Below are 14,468 nucleotides of genomic sequence, written 5' to 3' on the forward strand. Positions count from 1 at the left end.
CCAATCAATTCTCATCCGTATTTCTGCTATCTTGTAGGCACCATTCTAATTTAAGACAAGCTTTACAGACATGAATCAAAAATCCAACCCCTCAAGCAGAAGAAACTTTATAAAAAACACAGCAATCGCCTCAGGCATTTTTATTGTTCCACGCCATGTTTTGGGTGGCCCCGGTTATTTAGCACCCAGTGACCGCCTACATCTAGCGGCCATCGGTTCTGGTGGCAAAGGCACCAGCGATATTACCAATGCCTCTGTAAATGGACGTGAGCGGGTGGTAGCCCTTTGTGATGTTGACTTTTCAGGGTCTGCTAAAAGTACAGTGGAGAAATTTCCAAAAGCAGAGTTGTTCAATGATTATCGTGAGATGCTGGATAAGGTCAAAGGCATTGATGCCGTGACCATCAGTACCCCAGACCATGTGCACGGACCCGCGGCGGCCTATGCCATGGAACGTGGTAAACATGTGTATGTGCAAAAGCCATTGACGCATAACATTCGTGAAGCACGAATCTTGACCCAAATGGCTCGGGACAAACAGGTCGTGACCCAAATGGGGAATCAAGGTGGGTCTAATCCATTATTGGGTCTCGTGCAAAAATGGGTCGACTCTGGGGCTTTGGGAAGAATCACCAAGGTAGAGATTTGGACCAATCGCCCTGTATGGCCGCAAGGATACGCAATGCCAGAACCCGACCCAGCAAGCAAACCAGCAGATTTAAACTGGGATTTATGGTTGGGGCCGGCCCCTGAAAGTCCCTATATTCCAAACCTTCATCCGTTCAATTGGCGAGGTTGGTGGGATTACGGAACAGGCGCTTTGGGGGATGTAGGCTGCCACTTGATTGACATCCCGTACAGGACCTTAAACCTGAAATATCCAACGGCTGCAGAATGTAGTGTGGGAACCGTGTTTTCCCAAATGTGGAACCCGGATTACCATCCTGAAGGTTGTCCTGCCACCTCATTCATCACCCTGAATTACGAAGCCACGGACAAGACCGCTGCTCCGTTGACCATGACCTGGAGCGATGGAGGCATCCGTCCCTCACACCCTGAGATTATTCCTGCGGATAGCGATATTGGCGGACCCGGAAGTTACAACGGGGTGTTGATTCATGGGGAACATGGTATTATTTCCACCAACATCAATGATAGTTCGCCACTCACACCAAAATTGTATATGAACAATGGGGTAACTGAATTCGGTCCCGAAGTAGAGGATATGCCCGAACCGGAATATGGTCACCAGCGCAAATGGGTGGATGCCTGTAAAGCAGGTTTTGGTAGCCCGGAACATCTAGAGCTTACCTCCTCTTTTGATTATGCCGGCCCCATGACGGAAACCGTATTGATGGGTAATTTGGCCATTCGAAGCTATATGTTGCGAAGGGAAAATGCCGAAGGCAACATGGAATTCTATGGCCGCAAAAAACTGTTGTGGGATGGGGAAAATATGAAAATCACCAATTTTGAGGATGCCAACCAATTTGTCACCCGAACTTACCGCGAGGGATGGAAAATGTAGCTAAATCAAATTACACAACATAAAATTAAAAGCCGCTTCCAGCGGCTTTTTTTGTCAATTTTCCAAATCTAAAAAGTTGACCCACCTTGGTAATTACAGCAATAATCCTTTGAAATACAAAAAAAATCCTTGAACTTATCATCATTTGATAACACGGGCAACCTATTTATGCGCCGATTAAATCAAAGATTTACATGAATCAATTTCTACACGAATGGGGCAAGGCGGCTTATACCAGTTTAGGATTCTTTTGGATGGCCCTATGGGCCTTTGCCCTAGGCTATTTAATAAGCTCCATGATCCAAGTTTTCATTACTGAAAAAAGAATGCAGCGTGTGATGGGAGACAAAGGGGCAAAAAGCATTTTGCTGGGTACTTTTTTTGGTTTTATAAGCAGTTCCTGTAGTTTTTCGGCACTTGCCACCTCAAAATCACTGTTTAAAAAGGGAGCCAGTTTTGTTTCCTCCATTGCATTTTTATTGGCATCCACCAATCTGGTCATTGAACTTGGGATCATCATTTCCATCTTTTTGGGATGGCAGTTTGTGGTTGGGGAATATGTGGGCGGAGTTTTGCTTATTCTATCCAGTTGGGTACTCATCCGAATCATCAATCCAAAGAAATTGATCCAAAGTGCAAAAAAGCGTCTTGACGCATCGGGTAAAGAACATTCGGACGAGACCTCCTTCACTGAAAAGATAAGCTCACATGAAAATTGGGCCAAAGTGGGCAAACAGTATGGCATGGAGTGGAAAATGGTCTGGAAAGATGTTACCGTAGGGTTTACCATTGCGGGCATTGTTGCCGCTTTTGTCCCCGATTCCTTTTTTCAAACCCTATTCATCAATACGGGTCAAGGCCAACAATCGTTCGGATTTTTCACCCTGCTGGAACATGTTGTAGTTGGTCCAGTAGCTGCATTTTTAACGTTTATTGGATCAATGGGGAATATTCCCCTAGCAGCTTTACTTTACGGCAAAGGCGTAAGTTTTGCTGGAGTTATGGCATTTATTTTCAGTGATTTAGTGGTGTTTCCCGTATTGCGAATCAATGCCAAATACTACGGTTGGAAAATGTCCCTTTTTATCCTTTTCTTGTTGTTTACTTCATTGGTGGCCGCATCCCTTTTGTTGCATTATGGTTTTGATTTCTTCAACCTGATCCCACAGGGAACGGACAAGGGAATCACAGAAAAAGAGCACTTTTCCACCAACTATACTTTTTTCCTGAATTTGGCTTTTATGCTCCTATCTGGGCTGATGCTGTACTTCGGCTTTTTTAAATGGAAAAATGTAAAGCACCATAAAGAAATGGCACCCAAAAGCCCACTGTTGGAAAAAACATTGAAATGGATAGCCATCGTTTGCTATCTATGGCTTGCTGTTGGAATGATTTTAAAGTTTACGATTTAAAGACGGAAGAGTGAAAAGGGCATCTGATTTTAAAAAAACAATTTAAATTTCACTAAAGTCATCCCCTATATTAAACCATCTTACCTTTTGTTGATAATTCAGGATAATCCTAACACATAACGCATTGATTGTTAGGGAAATTAATGCGAAATTAGTCCGTGACATGGATTATCCCGATTTTGGGTCGATTCTACTCAAAAATTAACTAAAAACAAACCTTTTCATTCTGCAAACATGAAAACCATTAAACCTGTATCGTTCTTACTGATTTCATTGGTAAGCCTTTCCCTGTATTCACAAGGAAACTATCAGAATTTTAAAACATCTGTCTACACCAGAGCTTATGAGGTCCAAAAAATGGAAAACCCCCATTGGTTGGATTCCACTTGGCAGGTCATCTCGTCCCAATTGAAAGTGGATAAGATTTACTTGGAAACCCATCGCGACTTGCTCATTGTAGATAGCAAGATTTTAAAGAAAGCCACTAAGTTTTTTGAAAAACAGGGCATTGAAGTTGTGGGCGGTATAACCTATACCATTGATGAGAGCAACCAATTTGAAACCTTTTGCTATACCAATCCAGAACACCGTAAGAAAGCCCAAGAAATCATAGAGCACTCCGCAGCCCACTTTGATGAAGTCATTTTGGACGATTTTTTCTTTACCAGTTGTAAATGTAGTCTTTGCGTTGAGGCCAAAGGAGACCGAAGCTGGGATGAATATCGATTGGAATTAATGACTGAAGCAGCCAAAAATGTCATTCTGGGTCCAGCAAAAGCGGTGAATCCAGATGTGAAAATCATCATTAAATATCCAAATTGGTATGACCATTTCCATGAGCTTGGTTTCAACTTGGAAACCGAACCCAAACTCTTTGATGGGCTCTACACGGGAACAGAAACCCGGGACGCTGTCAGAAGCAATCAACACCTTCAACCTTATTTAGGCTACCTTATATTCCGATATTTCAACAATCTAAAGCCGGGTAAGAACGGTGGTGGTTGGGTAGACACTGGCGGTATGCGCTTTTATGATCGGTATGCCGAGCAACTATGGCTCACGATCTTGGCCAAGGCCCCTGAAATGACGCTGTTTGATTACAGACAATTGCTCATCCCATTACGTGAAGATTGGATTCCCGAATGGAAAGACGAACAGGTCAGTTTTGACTACAATGGCTTTTTGCCCCTCAAATCCAATGAGACCATGGCCAAAACAGCATTTCATTCCTTGAAGACCATCGATAAAATTGCGGGAAAATTGGGAACTCCGTATGGCATAAAAAGTTATAAACCCTTCCATTCCAACGGGGAGGACTTTCTCCAAAACTATTTGGGTATGATTGGCATTCCTATGGACTTGGTTTCTGAATTTCCTTTTGAGGACGAAATGATCATCCTCACGGAGCAGGCTCAAAAGGATGAAACCATTGTGGAGAAAATCGAACAACGCTTATTGAGTGGCAAAGATGTTATTATAACTTCAGGTTTATTGAAAGCTTTGCAGGACCGTGGTATTCGTAAAATTGTAGACCTTGAATACACCGACCGAAAGGCCATTATCACAGATTATCTCCTGCGCAGAGATATTGTTAAAGGCGAAACACCGATTACCATTCCCCAAATTGAATATTTCACCAATGATTCTTGGGAAATGATTTCCGGGATGGATGATGGTCTGGGTTGGCCCCTTTTGCATCAGGGGAAATATGCCGATGCCACCTTGTATGTTTTGACAATCCCCGAAAACTTTTCTGATTTCTACAATTACCCAGAAGAGGTATTGAACCAGATTAGGGAACTGGTCAATAGTTCATTTGATTTAACCATAAACGGACCTTCCAAAGTTTCCCTCTTTTTGTACAACAACGACACCTTTGTAGTGGAATCCTTTAATGACAATCCGGTTGAAATTGAAGTGGTGATGACCGAAAAAGTGAAGTCCATCACAAATATTTCCACGGGAGAAAAGCTAAAAATGGAAGTAATCCCAGAAGTGAAATTCTGGGGAAGGGTTTTTGCTCCAGAAAAATATAGCTATACGGTGCAATTGCCCACGCATTCGTTTAAAGGGTTTAAAATCACCAAATAATTCAATGGAAAAGTGCTCGGGCAATAACGGTAACCAACATGCTTAAATTCTTTAGAAAAATACGGCAAGGGTTAATATCCAATACTGCTACCAATGGAGAATCAAACAGGTTCAGTAAATACTTGCTCTATGCCATTGGGGAGATTGTACTGGTGGTTATTGGTATTCTAATTGCACTTCAAATCAATACCTGGAATGAAGCAAGAAAATCTAAAGAATTGGAGCTGAATGTACTTGCCGAAATATCTCAAAATCTTGGCGAGGATATCATTTCACTGGAAAATGATGTGAACTTAAATGAAGGAGCCATTAAAAATGTGCAAGCTATTAAAAATGCTTTGGCTTTGAACCAACCTATGACCGATAGCTTGCAAAGACGGTTTGGTTTAATCACCTTCAACGCCACCTATACCTTAAAATGGAGCGGGTATAAAAATCTTTCCAATATTGGATTTCACATTTTAACCCAAGATACCATTCGGGAATCCATCACCAATTTATATGAAACCCACTATTCCTTCATAAAAGAACGTGAGGCGGGGGCCAAAAAGATAACCTACGAATATGTGGCTCCGCGTTACCTTGAATATTTCAAGGAAATAAAGATTGGCGAAAGTGTTGGAGGGTCAATTCAACCCAAAATCTATGTTCCCGAAAATTTTGAGACCCTAGAGAATGACCTTGAGTTTAGGCGTCTTTTGGATTACACCAAACAAATCAAATATGACAACTTATATGACCTGCAATTGACGCTGAAACAAATTAGAGACACCAAAAAAATGATAGATACGTATCTCAGGGATAATGATTTTGAAACACATCTGAACAACTGAAGAGCATTTATAACCACTAAAGGTTTTAGTCCTAAAACAACAGCCGGCATCAAGTTGAATCCACAACCTGAGCGGCCGACTGTTTTTCAAATCTTAATTGCAACTGGCATCGGATTCCACGGCATTGCTTTCCACCTCAACGGCATTTTCAAATTCAGCGGTCCCGCGAAGCGTCATGACAATGAAGGTGTCCCCCACCTCCGTGATGGTACCGGTTACCCCTCCAAAAAAAGCTTGCGTAGCCAACTCTTGACCAGAAATAATGGCTCCATCGGGGTCTGTCCCCGTCAGCTTTACTTCCTGTACATAGGGTATGATGATATTTTCATAGGTCTGAATGGCATCGTAGACCTTGGTCTGTTTTCCAGAGGGCACGTTTACCGTTCGGCTGCTTGTAAATTCTTGTTGCTCCGTGGTACTGGTGCCTTCAGCAATGGTATTTTGTTCGCTAATGGACTTGGAATAGTTAAAAGACTGCTCGGCACGACCCGTTACCGAACCTCCATTGCCGAAGAACGATACTTCGGCAGTTGCTTCCACGGCCAAGCTGGTCTCCCCGCCAAAGGAGCTGACCACTTCCACGGTTTCCTCCCAAGAATTGCTGAAGGTAAGTTGTTCTGTCACACTCAACTCAAAAGTTTGCGACTGGGTTTCCGATGTGCAATTGGTGAGGGTCGTGTTTACTTCAAAACCATTTTTGACAGATGGAAGTATAGGCTCTCCATACCAAGTAGCGATATCCTCCAAGTCATACTGAATCTGGGTGGACACAATCCTAAAGTTTTGTCCTTCAAAACCAGAAGCACTGGCGAAAGTGGTCACGTAAGTGTCATACGTTACAAAACCAATATCATAGACTTCCAGCCGTTGATAAAATTCATGGGCATGTCCTGTGGTATAGTTCAACAATTTGTACTGGTTACCCTCTTTTGTGATTCTAAATTTAAATTCAGTTCCCAAAGATGCGACATTGCTGGTTCGGGTTACATCGGAAATCAATAGTTCCGCATCCCCGGCTCCAGGAAGCTCGCCCAAGGGTACTGATCGAATATATGTATTGCTCTCTTTAGAAACGATTGAGTATACATTTTCCTCCCCTTCATGGCGCTGAAAATAGAACTGTTGCGAATTATCGGCATCCAAAAATTGGGCATTTTGCTTTAAAGTGGGAGTGTCCTCATGGTACTTTGCATAGATTCCAGGTATTACTAGCGCTTCGGTTGGATCACTGAATGCCAAACCATCTTGGGTGTCCAATGCATCCGTTGTAAGGCTTCCATCATCATTGACGAATTGGAAAAAATAGGGAATGTCCGGATTCAAGGAAACCACATCATTAAGATCTTCTACCGTATTAGCTGCCAAGGCAACATTGTTCCCATTTTCCTTAAAAAGTACTTTTTCCTTGGTTTCTGAATACAGTTCATTATCAGAACCATCCAAAAGGTCAAACTTCAAATCAATTCCGGCCCTTAGTTCGGATTCCATCTCACTGGAAATATCCTCAATGGCAAATTTCAGTTGGGCCGTGTTGTACAATCCGTCAACCGAAAGCACCTGTTCTTCAAAAAAGTTAGTATTCGTAGGAGTCACTCGAACTTTTTCAACGGGCTGTCCCTTTTTAAAATGCTCACGGGCATCGATATTGATGCCAATCTCGCCTTCAAAAGCTGTTAGGTCATCTTCACTGATACCGCCATCGGTCTCATCAAAATCTCCGGATGGATCGGGATTGGAAATGGGAGGCGTTGTTTCATCTCCCGGTTCTTCTTTACTACACCCGCCTGTAACGAGTAACAAGACCACCATTAAAGCCATAATGGTCCTATAGGTTCTTATTGTTTTCATACTTCAAAGGTTTTTGGATTCAACGTCTCAAAACTAGAAGCAGAACGCGCCCAAACCTAATTTTGTCCATGGACAAAGTATGGACAGGAACCTTGGACAAACGCAACGTCGACTATGGACAAATCGTCTAAATCATTCATTAGAAACATTTTATTAATTAGATAATCAACACTTTACACAAAGCATAGAATGTAATACTTCCTAAAAAGCATGGACAAAGTCAGGATTTTGATTGTGTGAAGCCATCATCTACTATGGTGAATGCATAGAATATTCAGTACCTTGAAAACAAACAACAACTTCAGATGAAACATCCGAAAATCCTTTTTATCGCTCTCTTGGTTTTTCCAATTCTAGGCTTGTGCCAAAATAAAATTGACAGTCTTTCTACCCTATACAACCAATCAAAAGCCATTGACAAAAAAGTTGATGTATTGAAACAAATCTTCAATATTCAATTATATGTGGAGCCTGTAAAAGCAAAACAAGTGATTAGCGAGCTCCTGGAAATTTCAAGAAAAGAAAACTATACAAAGGGAGTTGCCACTGCAAATTATGGATTGGGCAGTTACCATTTTATCACCCAAGCGTATGACAGTGCCACTTACTATTATAGAAAAGCCCTGGCGATAAGCAAGGAAAACGATTTGCCCGATAACTTAGTGGGTGCCTTATCTGGTTTAGCTTCGGTAAAGGCCAGTGTTGGGGACTATTATGGGGCCATAAAGCTCAATGATTCCCTTTTGCCCCTATTTAGAGCAAATGGTGACTATCTTAACTATGGCGTCGCACTTGGAAATACGGCGCTTTATTACAACAATATGGGACAATATGACCGAGCCATGGAAGGCTATATCGCAGCATTGGCCGTTTTGGACACCATAGCTGAAGAACCCTTCCGAAGAGCGGATATTTTAAGAGGTGTCGGACGTATAAATTATGATCAGGAAAATTATGAGACCGCATTGGATTACTTCGATCAAGCGCTTTCCGTATACCGCCAAACCGAAGACAATTTGTATCAATCCTACACGCTCAACAACATGGGCAATACCTATTCGTCCATGGGTGAAACCGAAGCCGCAATCGAGCACTATCAAAAAAGCTTGGTCATCAGCAAAGCGTTTAACTATGAAGACAACACAGCGAATGTACTGGCCAATTTAGGCTCTACATATAGGGACATGGGCAAGTACGACCTCGCATTGGAACATCTTTTGAAGGCATTGGAAATAAGCAAAACTGGAAACTCAATGGACAATGTGGCAAGTCAACTGGGGGAAATCGGAAAAACCTATGTGGATAGAAACGAAATCTCTAAAGGAATTTCATATTTGAATGAATCCATTGTGCTGGCTGATTCCGTCAATGCCAAAAACTATGAACTCTGGGCCTTGGCGTACAGAGCTGAAGCCCATAAAAAAAATAACGATTATAAATTGGCTTTTGAAGACCAAAAAAGATACCAGGCATTGAATGACAGTCTTTTTAATGCTGATAAAACAAAACAGATTGAACAGCTGAGAACCCTTTATGAAACAGAGCAAAAGGAAGCCGAGATTGCCTTACAAGAAGAGGAAATCAATACCCTGAACGCACAGGCCAAGGTAGACCAACTCACCAAAGGACTCTATGCCGGAGGTATGGCCTCTGCCCTAGCCCTTTCAGGGTTATTGGTCTTCGGCTTTCGCCAACGGATGAAGAAAAACCGCATGGCCCGCGAAAAACAGGAGGAAATCTACAAGCAGGAAATTGAACACAAAAAGAAGGAACTGGCCAGCCAAACCCTACATTTGGTACAAAAGAACACCTTTATCCAAGAGTTGATGGAAAACCTGGAGAGCATTAAAAACTCCCCGGAAAAATTCAAGATGGAATTTCGGCGGATTGTGATGCTGCTCAAAAAGGAAAATGCCTCCGACAAGGATTGGGAGGTCTTTAAAACCTATTTTGCCGAGGTGCACAACGACTTTGATCAAAAACTCAAGACGCTCTACTCCGATATTTCAGAGAAGGAAATCCGCTTGGCCGCCTTTCTTCGCATGAACCTTACCACCAAGGAAATTGCAGCTACGCTGAACGTACTTCCAGACAGTATTCTAAAATCCAAATACCGGTTAAAAAAGAAATTAGGATTGGACAAAGAGACCGATTTGACTACTTTCTTAAATACGTTGTAGATCAATAATTTTATTTGCAGACTGCCTTAAGTCAAATATTTAGACTTATTTTAAAGGTCTAAATCAAAAATCAACCCTAATGAAAAAATCAATCCTGGCATTTGCTTTCGTTTTCTTTATAGTTAATGCATTTTCACAAGAAAAAGAAACTCAAAAGGACATTCCCGAAGCCGAAACATTTACTTCCACGCAGTCGGTCACCATTAATGGCCGAACTACACAATTGGCCACGGAAACAGGTACGGTTCAGCTAAGGGATGAAAATGATGAACCCATTGCGTTGTTTGGTTTTACACATTACCAAAAGACAAATCCATCCAATAATCGACCCATTGTATTTGCTTTCAATGGAGGTCCATTATCAGCCTCTTTTTGGCTTCATTTTGGGGTATTGGGCCCTAAACGAATTGAAACCAACGACCCTTCGTATTCCAAACCTGCTCCGTACAAGGTGGTTAATAATGAATTTTCCATTTTAGATAAGGCCGACTTGGTTATGATTGATCCCATTGGCGTTGGTTTCAGTAGACCTGTGGGTGATGCCAAATGGGAGGATTTTTGGGGCGTTGACCAAGATATTCGAAGTATTGGGCTCTTTATTGAACAGTTCCTTATAAGAACAGGCAAAATGAATTCGCCAAAATATCTTTTGGGCGAGAGCTATGGCACCTTCAGAAATGCAGGGTTGGTCAAACACCTTCAGGATAAGGGTATAGCTATGAACGGGGTGATCATGGTTTCGGCAGTATTTGACTTGCAGCATCTGCTTTTTGGACCAGGTGACGATACCGCTTACCTGATTCATTTTCCAACCTATGCTGCCACGGCTTGGTATCACAATAAAATAAAGAACAAGGGAGCCAATCTAGAATCCTTTTTGGATGAGGTTCGTGCATTCACTCAAAATGAATATGCCCCGGCCCTGCTCAAAGGAGACCAGTTGAGTGCCTCGGAAAAAAATGCAATGGCCCAAAAACTGGCAGACTATTCAGGGTTGAGTCAAGATTTTTATCTAAAGGCAGATTTAAGGGTCACCAATGAAGAATATTTTCAGGAATTGCTAAGAGACGAAGGCAAAACCGTAGGAAGATTGGATTCCCGGTATGTGGGAATCAACGAAGACCCATTATCCCAAAACTCGTTCACAGACCCACAAAGTGATGCGATTTCCACGCCTTACATTGCCGCATTCAAGGATTATCTGTACAATGACCTAAAGGTGAGAAAAGATTTGACCTACACTACCACTGCTGGGTCACGTAAAGGTTTTAAATGGGACTGGAAGCACAATGGAAACATTATTTGGAACATGCAAGTGGCCACCTCTACTCTACCTGACATGACCTCAGCCATGAAGCGAAACCCCAATCTCAAAATTTTGATTTTAAATGGGTACTACGATTTGGCCACCGTATTTTTTGGTGTGGAACATTCTATCAACCATATGGGCTTGGATGCGGAACTGAAGAAGAACATCATTATGAAATATTATGAAGCCGGCCACATGATGTACACGCACCTGCCTTCCATGGAAAAATTCAAAAATGATGTAGATGAATTCATCGATGAAACTTCCAATTAAAGAACCATAAAAACGAACTTAGAAGCTTTCCCCCAGTAGTTAATTCCGTATTTAGCAATTTCTTGGTATGAAAGCCACCTCAGAAAATCGATATTTTATCTTTTCGGCCATTTGGTTTCTCCTCATCGTGTTTTGGGGGTTTGCCTATTCCTTTTATATGCCCAAAGTATTTGGGAACAATGAACCCTTACCCACCCACCTGGTTATTCATGGTACTGTTTTTACCCTTTGGATATCGCTGTATGCCGTGCAAGTATTCTTGATTCGGTTCCGTAGCTATAAAGCCCACATGACCTTGGGGGTTTTGGGTGTAGTAGTCATGGCCGCAATGATACCTACGGGTCTTTTTCCGTCCATCTACAAAATGTATGCAGGTATTATTCCCATTGATGCGGCGGGACATAATGTATTTCGGTTGCTTTCGGCCTATACCTTGTTTGGTTTTGCCTTTGCCTACCGAAAAAAAGCATTTTTGCACAAGCGATTCATGCTGGGCTCTATGGTGATGCTTACGAGCGCGGCTATATTTCGGTTTTCGTTTGATTTGGGACTCCAAGAAAGTCAACTGTTCAATAAGGGCATACAGATGTTCCCGGCACTGCTGCTGTTTCTTTTTGATTTGGTAAAACTGAAAAAAGCCGTGTGGGTCGATTTAATTTCACCCTTTTTGGTTTTAGGTATTTTCTACTTCGCCGATTATTTCTGGCTATCCGCAATTGGTGATGGTTTTATGGACATCCTTGCCGCCATTTTTGTGAAACCCTTTCTTTAGTTCAGACTACAGATTTCAGATATCAGATTTCTGACTACTGACCTGTGCCTACTGCCTACTGACCTCTGACTTCTGACTTCTGACTTCTGACTTCTGATAATTAACACTTTAAGCCCACCAATCCCATAAAACATACTCGTATTTTAACTATATTCACTTGCACAATTTTATAAAATCATCACACGAAACAAACACTCATGACAACAAAAAGCACACTCCTTGCCCTAGCCCTGATCATGATATTCGGATTTGCCAAAAACGAAACTGCCGAGTATCCCAAAATTGAAAAGGGCATGATCAAAATGACCATTTTTTATCCCAATGGCGAAGACGTAACGTTTGACATGGACTATTACATCAACAATCACATGGCCATGGCGGCCAATCTTATGGGCGATGACCTAAAAGCCATGATGATCGACAAAGGCCTTTCGGGTGGCACGCCAGACAGCCCATCCCCATATGTAGCCGTAGGCTATTTTTATTTTGAAAGTATGGAGGCGTTCCAGAATGCCATGGGGCCGATCTCGGACAAACTACGGGCCGATGTTCCCAACTACACCAACATACAACCGGTAATCCAATTTAGTGAGGTGCAGACCGCGCAGTGATTTTTAGAAGTCAGATTTCAGACTTCGGATATCAGACCGCTGACCTCTGACTTCCGACTTCCAACTTCGTACTTCCAACTTCGCACTTCACGCATTGATGCGTTCAATACACTCCCAAAGCCCCTTTACGGTAAAGAGGGCATCTTTTTCTGCCTCATCCAAGGGTTCATGGGAATGGTAAATGGTAATGTCGTGGAGCAGTTTTAGGGATTTTACCAGATCGGGACCATCCAGGTGATCGGCATACTCCAAGAGTTGTACTTGGGCGGGGGTAAGTTCTCGGGAAATTTTCGGCGCGCTTTGCGCGGCATCGGTACTACCCTGTTGACAATGCGGGCAGTTTTTTTGACCTTTTGAGTGTAGCATAACAAAAGAATTTATGGTGAAATATGGGACAGGTCACTGCTACACTCATCAAAGCGGTGCCTTGAAGGTCTGGGGACTTTCACCCTTTTGCCTGTCCTTTAATTATTCAAATGAGGTTGGAGAGGACACCTTAATTTCGATAAGTGTAGCACGGTAAATATACGTTTTATAAAGTTATAAGTTGATAACTATTGAACTCTCGGAATGTAAAGTATTGGTTTTGAGAAAGGAATGGGTAATTTATAGTTGTTTGTGCCCTATAGTGGCTATTAAATTTTTCTTTTCTTAAACTAAGAATCACTTATTAACACCCTCATAAATTGGTCCATAAAAATTAGTGTAAGTATCCTCTAGGCTATCCCATGAGTTTCTAATATCCTTAATTCCAAGAACAAAAACAGGAACATTATCTTCTAATAAATTGAATTTCTCTATCAATTCATCCTTTAAAGATTCAGCTACAATATCTCCATAATTGTTAACCAAATTCAACAAAGTCCTTTCGGTCTTATCAAGTTGTTCTAAAATTCTTTTGGTCAATTGATCTTCATCTTCATGCCTAAAATTAACGACTTCTGAAATATGTTTTTTTATCAAGCTATTAATTTCAGTTCGCAGTTCAACCTTTGCCCTACGTTTCAATCTGCTTTTTTCGGCCTTATCCAGGGACTTATTTTTATCTGTATGGTTTTCCACTTTTTGTGTGGTTTCCAACAATTCCAGTTTACTGGATATTTCTATGTTTTCTTTTTTTGTTTGAGTTAATTCATTTAGTAAGGATTCCGCTTCGGACCTTTCCTTCTCTAGTTCTTGATTCAAAGTTTGAATTTTTTCATTCAACTGAGTTACGTCTTTATACTCCGTACGCAATTTTTCCAACTCCACTTCTGCGTTCACCACATCAATCGAAGCATTCAATTCAGCAACTCTTCTCTTACTAGCTCGAATTTTTCTTTTCTTGAATGAATCATCCGTTAAAAAGTCTATCAGCAGCAACAGATATGGTATGACGAGAACATAAAAAAGAGCAATAAGAAATGGTATCCAAAAACCGGGCTCCCAAAAACCACTATTAGGTCTCACCATTTCAATTCTTTGTTGAATAGTCAAATCTGAATAAAATACAATGAGTAGACTATCCCAATTGTAAATTACCCATGAAATAGAGAAAGACCCAATCAAAGGGTTTCGAATTCTCTCTTTCGAGACGTTTAATATTGAACTAACGATATCTAAAATGAGTAG

At 41.6% G+C, this 14,468-nt stretch carries 11 protein-coding genes; 8 read left to right on the forward strand and 3 right to left on the reverse strand.

All coding sequences use genetic code 11. From position 1 onward, the window contains the following. Nucleotides 1-70 precede the first annotated feature (70 nt). The 4 genes from FG28_RS17265 (at nt 71) to FG28_RS20280 (ending at nt 5,864) form a co-directional block, all read left to right on the forward strand. Nucleotides 71-1,528: a Gfo/Idh/MocA family protein gene (locus FG28_RS17265; RefSeq protein WP_036385122.1), complete on the forward strand. Its 1,458-nt coding sequence runs from the start codon at nt 71-73 to the stop codon at nt 1,526-1,528. Nucleotides 1,529-1,722: 194 nt separating this feature from the next. Continuing rightward, nucleotides 1,723-2,940, forward strand: coding sequence for a permease (locus tag FG28_RS17270; RefSeq protein WP_036385124.1), 1,218 nt, complete (start codon nt 1,723-1,725; stop codon nt 2,938-2,940). Nucleotides 2,941-3,174: 234 nt separating this feature from the next. Beyond that, a complete protein-coding gene (locus tag FG28_RS17275) occupies nt 3,175-5,031 on the forward strand; it encodes a hypothetical protein (protein ID WP_051947447.1) in 1,857 nt (618 codons plus the stop codon). 38 nt (nt 5,032-5,069) lie between these two features. Continuing rightward, a complete protein-coding gene (locus tag FG28_RS20280) occupies nt 5,070-5,864 on the forward strand; it encodes a DUF6090 family protein (protein WP_051947449.1) in 795 nt (264 codons plus the stop codon). A gap of 93 nt (nt 5,865-5,957) precedes the next feature. Here the strand turns inward: FG28_RS20280 and FG28_RS17285 are convergent, their stop codons facing one another. Beyond that, entirely contained in the window at nt 5,958-7,712 is a 1,755-nt protein-coding gene (locus FG28_RS17285; RefSeq protein WP_036385126.1) for a hypothetical protein, read from the reverse strand. A 305-nt stretch (nt 7,713-8,017) separates the two neighbouring features. Here FG28_RS17285 and FG28_RS17290 point away from each other — a divergent pair, with 305 nt between their 5' ends. The 4 genes from FG28_RS17290 (at nt 8,018) to FG28_RS17305 (ending at nt 12,857) form a co-directional block, all read left to right on the forward strand. Beyond that, complete coding sequence (locus tag FG28_RS17290) at nt 8,018-9,892, forward strand: tetratricopeptide repeat protein (RefSeq protein WP_036385128.1); 1,875 nt, start codon at nt 8,018-8,020, stop codon at nt 9,890-9,892. Nucleotides 9,893-9,971: 79 nt separating this feature from the next. After that, nucleotides 9,972-11,474, forward strand: a complete 1,503-nt coding sequence (locus FG28_RS17295; protein ID WP_036385130.1) for a S10 family peptidase — start codon at nt 9,972-9,974, stop codon at nt 11,472-11,474. A 67-nt stretch (nt 11,475-11,541) separates the two neighbouring features. Continuing rightward, nucleotides 11,542-12,246, forward strand: coding sequence for a hypothetical protein (locus FG28_RS17300; RefSeq protein WP_036385132.1), 705 nt, complete (start codon nt 11,542-11,544; stop codon nt 12,244-12,246). Nucleotides 12,247-12,443: 197 nt separating this feature from the next. Then, entirely contained in the window at nt 12,444-12,857 is a 414-nt protein-coding gene (locus FG28_RS17305) for an EthD family reductase (protein ID WP_036385134.1), read from the forward strand. Between the two features lie 87 nt (nt 12,858-12,944). Here the strand turns inward: FG28_RS17305 and FG28_RS17310 are convergent, their stop codons facing one another. Both FG28_RS17310 and FG28_RS17315 read right to left on the reverse strand, forming a co-directional pair. Further along, complete coding sequence (locus FG28_RS17310) at nt 12,945-13,223, reverse strand: hypothetical protein (RefSeq protein ID WP_036385136.1); 279 nt, start codon at nt 13,221-13,223, stop codon at nt 12,945-12,947. Between the two features lie 297 nt (nt 13,224-13,520). Next, nucleotides 13,521-14,309: a hypothetical protein gene (locus FG28_RS17315; RefSeq protein ID WP_036385138.1), complete on the reverse strand. Its 789-nt coding sequence runs from the start codon at nt 14,307-14,309 to the stop codon at nt 13,521-13,523. Nucleotides 14,310-14,468 lie beyond the last annotated feature (159 nt).

The organism is Muricauda sp. MAR_2010_75, assembly GCF_000745185.1.
In the GTDB taxonomy this organism is placed as follows: Bacteria; Bacteroidota; Bacteroidia; order Flavobacteriales; family Flavobacteriaceae; genus Flagellimonas.